Source organism: Legionella santicrucis (assembly GCF_001468135.1).
In the GTDB taxonomy this organism is placed as follows: Bacteria; Pseudomonadota; Gammaproteobacteria; order Legionellales; family Legionellaceae; genus Legionella; species Legionella santicrucis.
Window position 1 is genome coordinate 1 of sequence record NZ_LNYU01000046.1, and the last position, 16272, is coordinate 16272.

Sequence of the window (16272 nt, forward strand, 5' to 3'; positions counted from 1 at the left end):
CTTATCATTTTTCTAAAACTAATCTATAAAAATTGCAGAATACACTAACTTCTTTGTTTTTTATAGATATTTAATGAGGTCTGCTTATCTGGGAAGAACATATGAGATGTGAGTTCCAAACTTATGATGTTGATGGAACAATGGCTACGATGGCTGAAAATGCACATCTGCTTAATGTGCCAGTGATAACAGGAGGAGTAGGTTTAGCAGAAATTCGCAAGTTCTATCAAAACTCATTCATTCCTCAATTACCCGAAGATACAGAGACAACATTAATTTCTCGTACCATAGGTGAAATACAAATAGTGGATGAGCTTATTTTTAAATTTACTCATACGATTCAAATGGATTGGATTCTTCCAGGTTTATCTCCAACGAATAAGCGAGTAGAAATTGCTCTTGTAGTTATTATCGGTTTTAATGGATATAAAGTATCTCACGAGCATATTTATTGGGATCAGGCTTCAGTTCTTGTACAATTAGGTCTTCTTGATACTCGTTCATTGCCTATAACTGGAATTGAAAGTTCAAAAATGGTAGCAAATCCACATTTATATTCTATGAATGGATTACATCTTAAAAATGCTTAAAATGAGTAATAAACAATGAATGTTGTTCTTAAATAAGCAATAACAACATTCATTTAGTCATATTGCAAACTTAGGCTTCTTCAGCTCCGACGGTTACATTTCCTGTTGTGTAAGAGTGTGCACCGGTACCTGCGAGCGTACCTTTATTAACAATCAGATAAACATCACGGATAGGGCGGCCATCAAACCAACATTCCAAAATTTCTCGAGTTCCTGCCGCGTAACGTGCTTGTGCGGATAATGATGTACCGGAAATATGCGGTGTCATACCATGATGAGGCATAGTTCTCCAAGGATGATCTTTAGGGGCTGGTTGTGGAAACCAAACATCGCCTGCATAGCCAGCTAGTTGACCATTTTCACAAGCATTTACAATTGCCTCTCGATTGCAAATTTTACCTCGTGCTGTATTGATAAGATAAGCACCGCGTTTCATTTTACGAAGCAGTTTTTCATCAAACAGGTTTTCTGTTTCAGGAGTTAATGGACAATTAATGGTAATCACATCACATACTTGTACCAATGATTCAACATTCTCATGAAAAATTAAGCCTAACTCTTTTTCAGTCTTTTCAGGTAAACGGTGGCGATCTGTATAATGTAATTTGACGTCAAAAGGTTTTAAACGTTTCATGACTGCTAGACCAATACGCCCACATGCAACAGAACCCACTGTCATACCCTCAAGATCATAAGAACGTTCGATACAATCAGCAATATTCCAACCTTTTTGTACAACCCAATGATAGGAGGGTAAATAATTACGAACTAATGAGAGAATCATCATAACCACATGTTCAGCAACACTGATACTGTTTGAATAGGTAACTTCGGCAACAGTAATATTATTTTCCATCGCCGCTTGTAAATCCACATGATCAGAACCAATTCCTGCAGTAATTACTAACTTTAGTTTTTTAGCTTTAGCAATTCGTTCAGAAGTTAAGTAGGCAGGCCAAAAAGGTTGTGAAATAACGATATCTGAATCAGGTAATTCCTTTTCGAAAACAGAGTTTGGGCCTTCTTTATCTGAGGTTACTATAAATTGATGTCCTTGAGACTCAAGAAATTGGCGCAGACCTAACTCACCAGATACCGAACCTAATAAAGTACCTGGTTTAAAATCAAGATGCTTAGGCGTAGGAATACTTTGTCCATCGGGATATTGCTCAATGATAGGTAAGTCGTTACGTGCATAGGTTTTAGGGTAACCATGAATTGGATCATCATAAAGAACACACAGAATTTTAGCCATAATTTTTCCTTAAATTGAATGGTTAAATGAGTATAAATTGCTTTAAAAACTTGCTTGGGCTCAACCCCAAATAATAGAGCTCATAATGTAACATCATTATTCTTTGCAAGCGAAAGATTTCTTATGTTTGTTTATCAAATTGCATTATACTCACAAACCATGCAAAATTTGTTAAATATAAAAGGATTATGCTATGGATAGGACTATACCGGTTATTCTTTTAATAGCGTTTTTTCTATCTTATGTTGCTAAGGCAGATAACATTGATTTTACTTCTAAAAAAACTCCATTTTCTTTGGAGGAAACAACGATTACCTCAATTCATACCGCAATAAAAAATCAGCAATTAACTTGCGGACAATTGGTTAATCTCTATCTTGAACGAATCAAAAAGTATAACTTGAGTGCAGGAGAATTTGCACCTATTAATGCATTTGTAGAAATCAATCAAAATGTAATCGATCAAGCAAGGAAACTCGATAGAATATACTTAAATACGCAACAACTTGTAGGACCATTGCATTGTATTCCTATTATATTAAAGGACAATATTGATACTTATGATGCTACTACAAGTTCTGGATCTCTCGCCTTATTAGGTAATCAGCCTAACCAGGATGCTTTTTTAGTAACTCAATTAAGAAAAGCAGGGGCAATTATTTTGGGGAAAGGGGGGATGGATGAGTTAGCTGCAGGTATGTTTGGTATCAGCAGTAGAACTGGGCGTATTGGCAATGTTTATGATACAGAAAAAAGTCCTGGTGGCTCAAGTGGTGGATCTGCTGCTGCAGTCAGTGCTAACTTTGCTGTAATTGGGGTCGGTACAGATAATAGTGGCTCTGTCAGGATTCCTGCTGCCTTTAATGGAATTTATGGTTTACGGCCAAGTACGGGTTTAATCAGTCAAAGCGGAATTTTTCCTTCAGGCAATTTGGATGGTACAGTAGGGCCTTTAACGCGAACAGTTCGAGATCTTGCAAATGTGTTAGATGTTATTGCAAAGGCAAATCCAGAAGATATAAAAACAGTAGATGTTCCAAGAGAAAAAACTTATGCTGTTTACTTAAATGAAGATGGACTAATTGGAAAGCGTATTGGGATTGTGCATAAAGTTGGAACTAGAAATGTCTTTAAAGAGATGCCTGATGACATATCACAAATATTTAAACAATCATTACTTACTCTGAAAAAAGCAGGAGCTATCATCATTAATGAAGTGAACTTATCTGAATTTAACAGCGATCGTTCTTTTAATATGGCGGGTATGAGGCAAGATGTGGATCACTATTTAAGTTCTTATCCTTCTGTACGTAAGAATTTCCAAGATTTATGTGATTCAAATAGAATAAGAGTTTTTGGTGAGATTCAAAATTGCATCAAATTTTTTGCCTCGATGCCAATAAAACATGGGTCAAAGTATGAGGCAGCATTAAAAGTATTTGCAAAAAATAGAAAATACGTTGAAAAAATAATGAAACAGCAAAAAATTGATGCCCTATTAATGCCCATCAGTACTGTGGGTATTGCAACTTATGAGCCTTATGAAATAAATACATGGCTTGCGCCTGTTTCTTCCAATTCGGGTCTACCCGCAATTGCAATTAACTTTGGATATAATCACAATCAAATGCCTATTGGAGTGGAACTAATTGGAACACAATTTAGCGAAGGAAAACTCATCGAAATGGCTTACGCATATGAAAAAAAATCTCAGCCAAGAATAAAACCAAAGATGCCAAAAGAAAATAAGATATTACAAAAATTGGATATACCTGCTTACAATAATTTAATAACCAATATAGGTTATAAAACTTATATGGACATGTTGATAAATAACACAGGCAATCAACCTAAGCAACTCAACGCCAAACAATTTAGAACTCTGATCGACAAAGAGTTAAGTAATTTGAATGAAGCTTATCTAAAAAATTAGGCAAATAAGGTGCAAAAAAACATACAATCCGGAACTAAGATTGAGTTTGTAAATACACTACGTGGGATTGCTGCTCTAGTTGTTGTTATATCCCATTATTTCAGTACTTTTTGGTACAAAAGAGATACAATAGCTCATCTGATTAATGCCCCCTTACTTGAGCCGGAAAACTGTAATACACCTATTTATGTTTTATGGTTCAATAAATTTCCTTTGTTTGATTGGGGGGCTTATGGAGTAGGTTTATTTTTCCTGATAAGCGGCTTTGTCATTCCTTTTTCATTACAAAGAACAAATATGCTCGGTTTTTTAGTGAGCCGATTTTTGCGAATTATTCCTACTTATGTTTTTGGGTTTAGTATCACTCTATTGGCGCTTTTTTTAGGAACTCAATATTTTTTAATTTCTTGGCCTTACTCTTCACAAGAAATAATCATTCACTATTTTCCGGGAATCCGAGACATATTTGAATCAAAAAATATAGATTCAATTATTTGGACTTTAGAAATTGAAATGAAATTTTATTTACTCGTAGCGTTATTGGGATTTTGGTTTCGTCAATACTCAATAAAAGTATTTTTTATACCTATATTTTTCTTTCTTTTAAACTGTTATATCTCATACATTCTTCCTGAATGGATGATCAGTAATTTCACTGCATTTATCGGGGGTAGAATTTTTATTTTGCCTTCCCAATACATTATTTTTATGTTTCTTGGTGTTGTATTTCACTATCTTTATTGTCATAAACTTGAACCTGAGCAAGGATATTTTGCAATAGGACTTTTGTTTCTTTTATTTTGTATTACTTGGTGGGCAGGACCTTATTCAGAGAGTTTGATTTTAGGATGGAGTTATGGCTTAGCATTATTAACCTTTATGTTCGCTTATACTTTTCCTTATTTTTTTAAGACAAATCCATTAGTTAAATTTTTAGCGGATATTAGTTATCCTTTATACATTATTCATTGTATTGGTGGCTATGTGTTTCTTCGCATTTTATTAGATAAAGGGTTTAATGCAGGGATATCCTTAATTATAGTTAGTGCTATTGCCATTATACTTTCTTGGTTTCTTCATCTCTTTATTGAAAAACCGTCACAAATATTGGGTAGAAAACTTGCAGCAGAATTTAACTTAAACTCTTTGGCATTGAATTTATTTACCAGAAAGAGAATAAAATCATCGAAGTTAAATCTATTACAATAACAGCAGGAAATATTTATGCACGCTTATGAAACAATTTTAAGCAAGCAAGAGAGAAAATGGATTTTGGAAAGGCGAGTAACAAGGCTCTCTGATAATAAAGAGGTACAAATATATCCTATGGGAGCTGAGCGCTATTTATCATCGGCTTTAATAGGAAATCAAAAATATCGATACAACATTCGTGCAGATATAGAAGGAAAAAATGTTTTAGTGATCCCAGGCCATGGAAACAGTAGTTTTCTAATAGCCCAAACTGGGGCAAAATCAGTGACTACTTACGATAAAGATCCTATAACTATTGCGTGGATGAAAGCATTTAAAAAATATTATCATTATCGGGAATATGATGCTCAAGGTAAGCCTCTGGCATCAATTGGTGAATTGCTTACCTCACTTACCTATTGGTATCCTGCTCTAGTTGATATACCTCGAGGAAAATTAATCCATTTTTTATTTTGGATTGTGCATCCTAACTCACTAAGACGAGCTTATATTCATTACATGGTGGCATTAGTTCAAAAAGCCATTCAAACAAAAACACAAGAGAATTTTGAGCTTGATAAAAAAATTCAATTTTATGTGGGCACGGTAGATAAAATTTCTATAACTCAAGAAAAACAGGGTTTTCATACTGCATTTATTCCTTACCTTTTAGGAGTAGAAAACGGGATAGAGAAAGAAAAAGAGATAGTACAGTTTATGCAACAACTGATTAAAATAATTCCTAATGGGCGTATTATAGTAACTCCTTCTAAAAATGTTAAAGATTTTTATCTCATTGGAAAACGTTATTTTGTGACGACAGGTTACGCAAATATTTATGATATTCCTGAGCTTAAAGCATACTTTTTAGAGAATGATGAGTATTGGTTTCGTAGCCAAGGGCTTGCCATATTTAGTAGACAGCAAACTTGACCTTTGTGATTTACATTTGCTTTATATTCATAAATAATGCTATTTAACTTTTAAATGGATATTTTAGAGAGATTTTATATGGAATACAAAACATTAGGTAATACAGGATTACTTGTTTCTAGCCTTTGTTTAGGTACCATGACCTTTGGGGGTAGAGGTTTTTGGGAGGCAATTGGATCAGTTGGACAGGCAAGTGCTGATGAAATCATAAAAACGTCTTTTGATGCTGGGATCAATTTTTTTGATACCGCCGATGTTTATTCTGAAGGTGAAAGTGAATGTGTTCTTGGCCAGGCGTTGAAAAATCTTAATATCGCCAGAAAGGATGTAGTGATTGCAACTAAAGTATACGGCAGAGTTGGTTCTGGGTACAATGATATTGGTGCTTCTAGAAAGCATATTATGGAGGCGGTTGATGCAAGCCTTCGCCGTTTAAATACAGATTATATTGATTTATATCAAATTCATGGAAATGATCCCATCACGCCAATAGATGAAACATTGCGAGCATTAGATACACTAGTACAACAGGGTAAAGTACGGTATGTTGGTTGTTCCAACTGGCCAGCATGGAAAATTGCAAAAGCATTAGGAGTTTCTCAGCTTAAGAATCTTGTTCATTTTGATACGTTACAAGCATATTATTCTCTTGCTGGTCGCGATCTGGAGCGTGAAATTATTCCTTTACTGGACGCTGATAAAATGGGCTTACTTGTTTGGAGCCCTCTAGCTGGTGGCTTGCTTTCAGGTAAATTTCATCGTAATAATCAAAAACCAGAAGATTCTCGTCGTTCCAATTTTGATTTCCCTATTGTAGACAAAGAGAGAGTTTGGAGAGTTCTCGAGGTGATCGAGCCTATTGCACAACATCATAATTGCAGTGCTGCTCGTGTCTCATTAGCTTGGTTACTCACAAGACCAGCTGTAACTTCTGTGATTATTGGTGCTAAGCGTATCGATCAGTTGCAGGATAATCTCGCCGCAGTAGATCTAAAGCTATCCTCAGATGAAATAAAACAGCTAAACGAGGTTAGTGCTTTACCACCCGAGTATCCTGGCTGGATGCTTCCTTTTCAAGCATTGGATAGATTAGACCCATCTGTTCAACGTTTAGATGCTTTAAATAAGAAATAGGCTTCTATAAGAGCACTTTTTAAAAAAGTGCTCTTTAAAGGCAGCGTTTTGCATGCATTATATTATTCTGAGGGATGGAATGTCTAAACCGCTATTTAGCATATTGATAAGTTTAGTTTCACCAATGGTATTTGCAAATCATGATACTGAATCCTGCAAGCCTCAAGTCATCATTCCAATCGAGAATTGGGAGATTGTTGCCTTTAACACAACAGACATACCAACAAGCCAGGCATTTCAAGGAGAAAATTTAACTTATTCTGTAAAAGCACATCCCCACAATAAAGTAAATCAAGTTACTATTGATTCAAGTAATGGCAGAATAAGAATTAAAGCGGATGGCAAAGATAATTTCGATGTTCTTGTTAATGTCACTAATAAATGCGGCAAGGCTTCTACTACTTTTAATATGCAAATTGATGAAGAGGATTAAAAAACACTTTTTATTGAGCAGATTATCTAAAAGATGCTTTAAACAATATTGAAATAAAAGAGTATCAGGTATAGACCATAATCTATCAGATGTTTATCATATATTATCTAAAATAAATGAACTCATTAATGGTAAGAATAAAAAGTATATTCTATAACTTAAATAACTTTTTACTGGTTTTTTTTCTTTGCTTATTAGCCAATGGAACTCACTCAGGTATTGTAGTTTTTCAAAGCGATTTTGGTATTAAAGATGGTGCAGTGAGTGAGGTAAAAGGGGTTATGTTCACTGTCGATCCCTCACTTATTATTTCAGACTTAACACATGAAATACCTGCTTATAATATTTGGGAAGCATCATATCGGCTATATCAAACTGCTCCATATTGGCCAAAAGACACTGTATTTATAAGCGTGGTTGATCCTGGAGTTGGAACCAAGCGTCGTTCTATAGTTGCCTTAACAAATAATGGGCAATATTTTGTAACCCCTGATAATGGAACCTTAACTCTTATTGATGATAAATTTGGAATTAAAGAAGTACGGGTGATAGATGAAACCAAGAATCGTATAGAAGGTTCTGGTTTTTCATATACTTTTTTTGGTAGAGATGTCTATGGTTATACTGCTGCAAAATTAGCTTCTGGGAAGATTTCCTTCGAAGAGGTTGGTCCTAAACTTAATGAACCTATTGTAAAAATCCCTTATCAAAAGCCTTCTATCGAAAATGATAGATTACAAGGTACAATAGTAATTCTTGATCCTCAATATGGAAACCTCTGGACTAATATTGATAAGCAATTACTTGAAAAATATGGTTTTGAGCCTAACAAATGCTACAAAGTGAGAATCTACAAAAAAAATCATAACGAGTTCGTAGGTCTATTGTTATACCAACAAACATTTGGTGAAACTCCAAAAGGTAAAGATTTACTTTATCTAAATAGCTTACTTTCTTTGGCAATAGCAACAAACCAAGGTAATTTTGCTAAAAGTCATCATATTGGATCAGGCCCTGATTGGACAATAACCATTAGGAAATCCGAAAAACCAAAAGAACAGTGTAATAGTGAGTGGATATACATACAATGAAGTATCGGCCAGATATTGATGGCTTAAGAGCTGTTGCTATTTTGTTAGTTATCTTTTTTCATGCGGGATTTAGGTTATTTCCTTCTGGCTTTATTGGTGTGGATATTTTTTTTGTTATTTCTGGATTTCTAATCACCAATATTATTTATAGCTCTTTGCAAAATGATCGTTTTTCATTCATTGATTTTTATAGCCGAAGATTATGGCGATTACAACCTATATTTATTTGCTTGATAGTAAGCACTCTTTTGCTTTCCTTGATTTTTTATTTGCCTGAAGATTTACTCCTATATTCCAAAAGTGCTCGAAAAACCTCATTATTTCTTTCAAATATGTTTTTTGAAAGAGCAACAAAAGGTTATTTTTCACCAAATGCAAATCAATTACCTTTATTACATACTTGGTCATTATCAATAGAATGGCAATGCTATTTGATTCTACCTGTAATGCTCTATGGTGTTTATCGAATAGTTCACAAAAAGCATATTGCAAAAATCACTTATTTGCTCACCGTGTTTTTCTTAATTTTAGCGCTATTTTTATCAACAAAAGAGCCGACAAAAAATTACTACCAACTCTTGAGTCGCATTTTTGAATTTTTAATGGGTTCGTGTATCGTATTTAGGCAAAATCAATTTTCATTGAATAGGTATTTGATAGAAAGTTTAAATATCGCTGCGGTTATAAGCATATTTTATATAGCAATGCATGCACATATTCATATAGGTTTTCCAAATTGGTATGCTATTGTTTTGTGTTGTGCAACAAGCATACTTATCATTTCAGGGACAAATTATCCTCAGACATGTCTAACCCGATTGCTTTCCCTGAAACCAATAGTATTTATCGGCTTGCTTTCTTATTCATTATATATTTGGCACTGGCCAATATTCGTGATTATTCGTTATTTAAAAATTGAAGAGACACCTCTTGTTCTAGTTTATGCATTTACTTTAACTCTTATTATTGCTTATTTTTCCTGGCGATTTATTGAGAAACCAACACGTAAGTTTCACACTATTAAGTTCGGTTATAGTCTAATTTATTTATGTATACTTCCTAGTGTTTTAATTCATTTAGGTGATTACGCGATCAAAAAACATGAGGGATACCCCAAACGTTTCAATGAAATGACCCAAATTGATCAACAGCTAAAACAATATTCATATCCACTGAGACCTTTGTGCCTTCAAGATAAAAACGTTGACATAAATACTAACTGTGTTCTTGGGGCAAAAAGTTCCAATACAAGAACTGGTTTCATGTTTGGTGATTCTCATGCGAATCATTTGTGGGGATTTATGGATGCTCTTGCAAAAAAAGCGAATATATCTATTTTGGCTCATGCAACTGCTGCCTGCCTCTCGTTACCTGGGATTGAGCAATATGATTGGAACAGGGAGCTTTATACTGCATGCCACGAACAAATCAAACGTTATTATAATATGATCAAGAACAACCATTATGATTTTGTGATCTTAGGACAAAATTGGGATGGTTATCTAGGGGGTAAACTTACTACCAATGAATCTGAAGAGTTGACTAAAAAACGAATCGAAAAAGCATTAGATGATGCCTTGCAAATTATTATTACTTCTGGCGCTACACCCGTTTTACTCAAAACAATTGTAATTAATAATTCCTATAATTGTTTTTTTGATCATATTAAACTAAGAAGAAAATACAAATCCGCGGAATGTGATTTTGAGATGCAATCAAATTGGCAGGATGATTTATTTGCACGTCTTAAAAGAAAATATACACAATTAATAATTATTGATCCTAAACAGGCTCAATGCCTTAAAGGTCAATGTAGTGCAGATATTAACGGTATACCTATGTTTCGTGACTCCGGACATATTACTGATTACGCCTCATATCATTTAGCAACTCGTTATTTACAACTTTATCAAAATCCATTGATATAAAACAAACTTATCCTCTCTCAATATATAAAGTCGAAAAATATGGAAAGAGCTAACATCAAAAAAAGTTGTCCTAGTTTTAAGATTAAGTGAATTAGCTCTTTCAGTGTCAGTGATTTTCAGTAATTAAATCTCATCGTATTTTGCTCAACTTCTTCCGGTTCCTCTGGTTCGGGATGGAGCTCTTTATTCAAATTTTGGATCGCTTTATTTACTTTCTCGGTGAACATCTGTGGGTTATTCAATAAGCCTATTGCATGTTCTTTATCGCCCTGTGTTAGAACCAAAAGTGCTGCTTTTACAGCATTATTTTGGTTTGTTGGAAAATTGACTCGGTCTGCAAGGGGCAAATTTGCCATAGCTTCTTCAACATTTTTGGCCCATTCTTGACGACCAGGGCTTTTTTTTCCTAGATCTATGAGCGCTCTGAGTGATTCAATGGGTGAGTTTTTTAATGTTTGTGTTTGTAAATTCAAACGATCAATGACTTCCTTCATTTGCCCAGCAGTCATATCCTGTTGTTCTATTTTCAGAGCAGAATCGGCTAAAAGCTTGTCGATACGGGCATCATTATTACCAAATGTGCAAGCAGCCAGATCTTGTTTTACTTTTTGATAGTTCTGATATAATTGCAGTTTATCTTTTAAATCGTCAGCGAACACTGTCCATCTATCAGATAATTCCTTTGATGAACTAGAGTTTTGCAAAATGTCATTCTTGGCAGATTGAAATCGATTCATTATTGTGTCTTGTGATCCGCCTATATCTAGTTGACCTATCTGAGCTATTAAATCTTGGGCATTTCTGATATGTGGTACTAACCTTTCGATTGATTTTAATGTGGCCTGATAAAATTGCTCGTGATCAGTCGCTTTAGCCTGATTATAGTCAATTAAATGTTGCATCGTTGCCGGAGTAAAGCCCAAATCACTCAGCTGGTTATGAGTATTTCTTATTGCAAATATCCAATCTGGATGCACATATGCGGCATTACGTGCCGCGTTTCTATCTCCCCCTAGATTTAGTGCCTCCCTGGCTCGATTAACAGTGGCGATAGCTGCTAGAACTTGCGGTTTATCTGCAATGCCATGAGGAAATTTTGGCATCACTTGATTGGTTAAAGCATCGCGTCTTTCTGATCCAGCAGCGATTGCTACTAGCTGTCCATAAGTGTATCCTGGAACTTGCACACGCATAATGTCGTTGGCTTCGAATTGATGGCCTTCGCATCCAGGTTGAAACCCTTGGTTAGCTTCACCTGTGCAATTTCTCAATGCAATCCCGTTCCGATCTATGAATGTGTCTAAAGACATATTGTTTGTAACATCCTCTAGCCACATGTGTTCAGGACAAGATCTTCCTTCGCGAAACCCACCGCATAGGTACATTTTTTCAACTTGCAAACAGGTTTCTTGAGCATTTCGAAGTTGAAGAATATCGTTCATGTTTGTCTGACGCTCTTGTTTCAGTTCTTCACCAATAGGGGACGGGGTGTCGTTCATTACACGTTCTAGCTCTTTTTTCATTCCAATTTCACTATATTGGCTATTCAGTTCCTTACAGTTGGTCCAATTAATTGGGCTTGCTATAGCAAATACATGACATGATATTCCTTTATCATATATAGGACGCCCCTGTGGGTCGGTTATTTCTGATTCACTCTCTTGGAATAAAGCATTGTATTCTTTAGTGCTATAAGGATTTTTCATAGTGACTCCTTTATTATCGCGATGCTCTGATGATTAAATAATATTCATTTTATGATTTTATTTAACCAATTTAATCAATATAAATCCAATGAATTGAATTTATATATGATATGAAATTATTAAATAAGTTTGTATTTCCAAGTATTACATTGAGAAGAATTTATTGCGTGATCTGGCCATTAATTATTCAATCTACAATCATCTGGATTTCTTGAGAACCAAATTCTAAAAGAATAGGTTCAGCTCCATTAATATTGTTTTCATATAAATAGAATTGATTTGAAGCATTTTTAATATCGTTTAATAAAGTATTTACTGCTTCGTGGCGTTCGAGAAGGGTTTCAATAGACAAATGTCTATTAATTATTTGCTCTCTTTCGATTGCTCGAGAGATTGCCAACTCCTTATCACAAATAAGAAGATGCGTCTCAATTTCATAGCCTAGTGATCTTGCTTCACGAAGAAAGGCTAATGAATCAGGTAATGCCAAAGTGCGCAAATACACAATATTATTTCTCGCTAACAAAGCATTCCTAAGGAGGATGTTTGCTAATTGTAGTGCGGGTTTTTCCCAGCGGGCAAATGCTGATGCTAAATCATTCTGTGAGTCAATTTCATACTCTGGGAGAGATTGCATCACTAAATCAGGATCATGAAGAATGTATTCTTCAGGTAAACGATTGCTTCTTTTCAGTAGCTCGTAAAAATATGATTTTCCCGAAGCAGGGCCGCCGCCTATAGCGACAATTTTTGATGAATTAATACTGTTCAATGCTTATTATTAATGATTAATTTGTATATATGATACTACTGCTAATGAACAATTCAATTTGGTTTGTTATTTTTTAAGCAGCACTACAAATCCTAAGCAAATATGACTTTCGGCCTGGATGCTAACGAGAAGCACCGCTTAATGTCTCTTTTTAATTCAATTTATATTTAAGCTAATTTTTTTAGATTCTACATCCATTAGTGTATGCATATAAAAATCATATAAGAAAATAAGTGATCTCTGTGCTTAATATTTAATTAAGGTAGTTTTTGTATGATGTAGCCATTAATCGAGGAGAGATTCATTATGTTTACTAAATTAAATAAATTCTCAAAATTATCAAGAAACCTATATTTAGGTGGCAATACAAGTATTGTTCGGTTTTATTCCAATCACAATTGGAAGAAGTTCAATGAAAGTTCTTGTTCAATTGAATCAGTTCTTTTAGAAGGCAAAAAATCATTTCCAGATATATTTCAAGATAATACCGTTGAATTTACAGCAATAAAAAATTCAGTCCAAAACCAAGACGAGTTAACCCAGATGATGAAAGGGTTTGGACGTTATAAAGGCCATGATGGTACATCAATCGGTAGTTTGATGGTTTTTGCACCTGAACGACGATCCTTGCAAATCACAGGGGCGTTAATGCCACTATTAGTAAAAACCCCCCCTAAAAATAATGATTTTGGTCAATTTGTACGGCATTTCCACGTACAACAGGTTATTCCATCTCTTCCCGTATTAAATATGTTGATGCAACGTGAAAAATATTTTAATTGGGTTTATTCCATTGTAAGTGATAGCGCTACAAGAGAAGAACACCCTCTAATACATCAATATTTTAATCAAGCTAAAGCAGAACTTTTAAAACGAAGAGAAAAAGAGATTATTACTTTATCCGATTCTGAACTAACAGAGTTAGCGGTAAGACGCGTAGCAGATGCATTACTTAAACAAGAAATGGATACTACATTGTCTACTATTGCAGAAGAGAAAATTGAGTCACTTATTGAACAAGGCAAGCTTGAAGCATTACCATTAGTATCGGCAATTGATGCGAATACATTTATTGGTGTCCCCGAGAGCCCTTTAAAAAGTTATCCAGATCGTTTTACAGTATTGATGGCAGGGGGGCCTGGAAGCGGTAAATCAATTACAACAGAAAGTTTTGCGTTGCAATTACAACAACAAACAGGATATTCATTAGATGAGCTCGCACTTCTTACTGTTGATAGAAAACGAACCATTTATTATGACGATGATTGTGTTAAGGGTACCCATAAAAAGCATATTGGTACATTAACACATGATGAAGCTGTTGTGACTTATAACATGAGTGGGGAATTCTTATCTCGCCGCATGGATCAAAATAAAAAAGTCCCTAATGTTTTCAAAGAGATGTGCAATATTTGGCCCACTTGGCTTGACATAGGCTTAAAAAAGGATGGAACTTATTTAATAACTGTTTCAACAAGAAAACCAGAGAAAGCAGTTGAAGGTGTTATCAAAAGAGGAATTGAAAATAATGATTTTATTACTCCCCCAGAGTATGTATTAAATTCATATCGAAGTGTTAGCGAGCGTTTCCCACAAGTGATCCAAGAAAACCAGTCAAAAAAGGTTATTATTAGTGTTGTAAATAACGAATTAGCTATTGAGAACAAATTCAACAAAGAACAAGAGCAAGAGCTTGAAGATAATAAACCTGCCGTTGTCGTGGATTGTGAGACTAATACAATCTATATAGTCAATTTATTACAATACGTAGATTTCATTAATCAAAGCCAACTCAACAGCAAAGCTACTAGCGCCCAAGAACTCTACGAGAATGCAGATCTTTCAATCGCTACCAGTATTAAAAGAGCAATTGATCCCAGTAAATTTGGTTCTACTAAAATTGCTTTTGTTCGGCCAGATATTAAATCAACAGCAATTAATGAGTTAGAGAAAAACATAGTGGGTGTTGTTCAAGAGGGTGAACTTAATGTTTTAGATAAAGATCACTTTGAGGCGTTACGTTTAACTGCCCCTGAACATTTTGAAGCGTTAGGCACTGTAGCGTCTAAAATATCCCCAAGTTTCTGCACAATATTGTAAAAAGAAAACCACGGATGGTTACTTAATTTTTTAATAGGGGACCTGGAGCATCAGATGACGAAGTATTTTCAAGTTCTTTCACAATAGTTTGGGCAAATTTACTTAGTTGTTGCCCTTGTTCGCTTTTTTTAGCTAAAGACCAATCCATTTGTTTAAAAAAATAGGGAGTATTAGTAGTTGGATGATTTTTAATCACTTTGCTCAGGGTATTAGGGGTGACAAATCTTTTAAAAAACATCATGGGCAATTCCTTTTCTAAAATGCAGTTACAGCCATAATAAATTTTTATAAATAAAAAGCAAGTCTTATCTGTTGGTGTTGTGTCAAGTATATTTATTACTACTTTTTGTCAGATTTTAAGTCGTTGCTATTGGGTATCGGATTTTTATCTAATTCTTTGGCGATTGTTTTTGTATTTTCGCTGAGTATTTTTGTTCTTTTTTTATCAGTAGTTACATTCCAGTCTATCGATTTACTAAAACCCTTTCGTATTTTTTCGGACATTTTTGAAGCTCCAAAGCACATTCTTGATTAAATAAAATGCTATTTGTATATATTAGCAAAATATTTAATTAGAGTCAGTTGACTTCATGGTAAAGTTTTTTCTCTAATACGATGTAAATAATTTGTCTTATGGTTTTAAAATGCACTAATGTTTATCACCAAAATAGGTTTTATATAATTTCAGATAGACACCATCATTTTCAATAGTTTGCAGTTCTTTGTTGATCTTACCAATCAACCCCTGTTCTTCAGGTAAAGCCACGATAGCCATACCGTTCCCAACCTCCCGGGACTGACCTAGTATCCTAATATTGGCTAGGCCATTATTTTGCCAATAATTTGCGTAGCACTCACGAACAAATGCAGCAGATAACGAACCATTTTCTAGGTCATTAATTAAAGCATCAGGTGAGTCGTATTTTTTAACTTGTAGCTGATTCTGAAAATTAGTTTGTAAATAATCGATAAAAACTTCTCCATTGATATCACTTGCGGCACCTACTTTTTTCCCATGGAGATCTCTTTCTTGTTTCAGATTACTTTGAGTAGGTACAATAAAAACAGCTCGAGCAGACAAATAGGGCAAGCTAAATATATAGTTTCCCTCACTATGAGCTGAATCTTCTACACATCTTGTTTATCCCAAAGAAACATGATCAAATCACCTCTTTTAAGGTGATGTATGGATTTAGCAATTGAAGA

15 protein-coding genes are annotated in these 16272 nt (G+C 34.6%); 9 read left to right on the forward strand and 6 right to left on the reverse strand.

The annotated features are described in order from the left end of the window. Window positions 1-101: 101 nt before the first annotated feature. Window positions 102-590: a nuclear transport factor 2 family protein gene (locus Lsan_RS09645; protein WP_058514195.1), complete on the forward strand. Its 489-nt coding sequence runs from the start codon at window positions 102-104 to the stop codon at window positions 588-590. Window positions 591-660: 70 nt separating this feature from the next. Here the strand turns inward: Lsan_RS09645 and Lsan_RS09650 are convergent, their stop codons facing one another. After that, window positions 661-1845, reverse strand: a complete 1185-nt coding sequence (locus tag Lsan_RS09650) for an NAD-dependent formate dehydrogenase (RefSeq protein ID WP_058514196.1) — start codon at window positions 1843-1845, stop codon at window positions 661-663. Window positions 1846-2038: 193 nt separating this feature from the next. On the opposite strand from Lsan_RS09650, the gene Lsan_RS09655 reads away from it, so the two are divergent. The 7 genes from Lsan_RS09655 to Lsan_RS09685 all read left to right on the forward strand — a co-directional run bounded on the left by Lsan_RS09655 (window position 2039) and on the right by Lsan_RS09685 (window position 10488). After that, window positions 2039-3778 carry an amidase family protein gene (locus Lsan_RS09655; protein WP_083505114.1) on the forward strand — a complete coding sequence of 580 codons (1740 nt, stop codon included), beginning with the start codon at window positions 2039-2041 and terminating at the stop codon, window positions 3776-3778. A gap of 9 nt (window positions 3779-3787) precedes the next feature. Next, on the forward strand, window positions 3788-4987 hold the full coding sequence (locus Lsan_RS09660) for an acyltransferase family protein (protein WP_058514197.1): 1200 nt from the start codon (window positions 3788-3790) through the stop codon (window positions 4985-4987). A 15-nt stretch (window positions 4988-5002) separates the two neighbouring features. Then, window positions 5003-5902, forward strand: coding sequence for a hypothetical protein (locus Lsan_RS09665; RefSeq protein ID WP_058514198.1), 900 nt, complete (start codon window positions 5003-5005; stop codon window positions 5900-5902). Window positions 5903-5980: 78 nt separating this feature from the next. Next, window positions 5981-7036, forward strand: a complete 1056-nt coding sequence (locus Lsan_RS09670; RefSeq protein ID WP_058514199.1) for an aldo/keto reductase — start codon at window positions 5981-5983, stop codon at window positions 7034-7036. A 79-nt stretch (window positions 7037-7115) separates the two neighbouring features. After that, window positions 7116-7469 carry a hypothetical protein gene (locus Lsan_RS09675; protein WP_133134385.1) on the forward strand — a complete coding sequence of 118 codons (354 nt, stop codon included), beginning with the start codon at window positions 7116-7118 and terminating at the stop codon, window positions 7467-7469. 128 nt (window positions 7470-7597) lie between these two features. Continuing rightward, complete coding sequence (locus Lsan_RS09680) at window positions 7598-8560, forward strand: SAM hydrolase/SAM-dependent halogenase family protein (RefSeq protein WP_083505115.1); 963 nt, start codon at window positions 7598-7600, stop codon at window positions 8558-8560. After that, window positions 8557-10488, forward strand: a complete 1932-nt coding sequence (locus Lsan_RS09685) for an acyltransferase family protein (protein ID WP_058514201.1) — start codon at window positions 8557-8559, stop codon at window positions 10486-10488. Before Lsan_RS09680 ends, Lsan_RS09685 begins: the two co-directional genes overlap by 4 nt. A 116-nt stretch (window positions 10489-10604) precedes the next feature. Here Lsan_RS09685 and Lsan_RS09690 read toward each other — a convergent pair whose 3' ends face one another. Continuing rightward, window positions 10605-12194, reverse strand: coding sequence for a hypothetical protein (locus tag Lsan_RS09690; RefSeq protein ID WP_058514202.1), 1590 nt, complete (start codon window positions 12192-12194; stop codon window positions 10605-10607). 187 nt (window positions 12195-12381) lie between these two features. Next, window positions 12382-12966, reverse strand: a complete 585-nt coding sequence (locus tag Lsan_RS09695) for a zeta toxin family protein (protein ID WP_058514203.1) — start codon at window positions 12964-12966, stop codon at window positions 12382-12384. Between the two features lie 306 nt (window positions 12967-13272). Between Lsan_RS09695 and Lsan_RS09700 the strand changes: the two genes are divergently transcribed. Then, window positions 13273-15066 carry a hypothetical protein gene (locus Lsan_RS09700; RefSeq protein WP_058514204.1) on the forward strand — a complete coding sequence of 598 codons (1794 nt, stop codon included), beginning with the start codon at window positions 13273-13275 and terminating at the stop codon, window positions 15064-15066. A 22-nt stretch (window positions 15067-15088) separates the two neighbouring features. Here the strand turns inward: Lsan_RS09700 and Lsan_RS09705 are convergent, their stop codons facing one another. The 3 genes from Lsan_RS09705 to Lsan_RS09710 form a co-directional block, all read right to left on the reverse strand. After that, on the reverse strand, window positions 15089-15307 hold the full coding sequence (locus Lsan_RS09705; protein WP_058514205.1) for a hypothetical protein: 219 nt from the start codon (window positions 15305-15307) through the stop codon (window positions 15089-15091). 98 nt (window positions 15308-15405) lie between these two features. After that, a complete protein-coding gene (locus Lsan_RS22500) occupies window positions 15406-15570 on the reverse strand; it encodes a hypothetical protein (RefSeq protein ID WP_165482603.1) in 165 nt (54 codons plus the stop codon). A 145-nt stretch (window positions 15571-15715) separates the two neighbouring features. Next, window positions 15716-16165, reverse strand: coding sequence for a type 2 periplasmic-binding domain-containing protein (locus tag Lsan_RS09710; protein WP_272947147.1), 450 nt, complete (start codon window positions 16163-16165; stop codon window positions 15716-15718). Between the last annotated feature and the right edge of the window lie 107 nt (window positions 16166-16272).

Bases quoted from the DNA above. Each gene is read 5' to 3' on its own strand.
- Lsan_RS09645 (WP_058514195.1), top strand. From the start codon at position 102: ATGAGATGTGAGTTCCAAACTTATGATGTTGATGGAACAATGGCTACG.
- Lsan_RS09650 (WP_058514196.1), bottom strand. From the start codon at position 1,845: ATGGCTAAAATTCTGTGTGTTCTTTATGATGATCCAATTCATGGTTAC.
- Lsan_RS09655 (WP_083505114.1), top strand. From the start codon at position 2,039: ATGGATAGGACTATACCGGTTATTCTTTTAATAGCGTTTTTTCTATCT.
- Lsan_RS09665 (WP_058514198.1), top strand. From the start codon at position 5,003: ATGCACGCTTATGAAACAATTTTAAGCAAGCAAGAGAGAAAATGGATT.
- Lsan_RS09670 (WP_058514199.1), top strand. From the start codon at position 5,981: ATGGAATACAAAACATTAGGTAATACAGGATTACTTGTTTCTAGCCTT.
- Lsan_RS09675 (WP_133134385.1), top strand. From the start codon at position 7,116: ATGTCTAAACCGCTATTTAGCATATTGATAAGTTTAGTTTCACCAATG.
- Lsan_RS09680 (WP_083505115.1), top strand. From the start codon at position 7,598: ATGGTAAGAATAAAAAGTATATTCTATAACTTAAATAACTTTTTACTG.
- Lsan_RS09685 (WP_058514201.1), top strand. From the start codon at position 8,557: ATGAAGTATCGGCCAGATATTGATGGCTTAAGAGCTGTTGCTATTTTG.
- Lsan_RS09690 (WP_058514202.1), bottom strand. From the start codon at position 12,194: ATGAAAAATCCTTATAGCACTAAAGAATACAATGCTTTATTCCAAGAG.
- Lsan_RS09700 (WP_058514204.1), top strand. From the start codon at position 13,273: ATGTTTACTAAATTAAATAAATTCTCAAAATTATCAAGAAACCTATAT.
- Lsan_RS09705 (WP_058514205.1), bottom strand. From the start codon at position 15,307: ATGATGTTTTTTAAAAGATTTGTCACCCCTAATACCCTGAGCAAAGTG.
- Lsan_RS22500 (WP_165482603.1), bottom strand. From the start codon at position 15,570: ATGTCCGAAAAAATACGAAAGGGTTTTAGTAAATCGATAGACTGGAAT.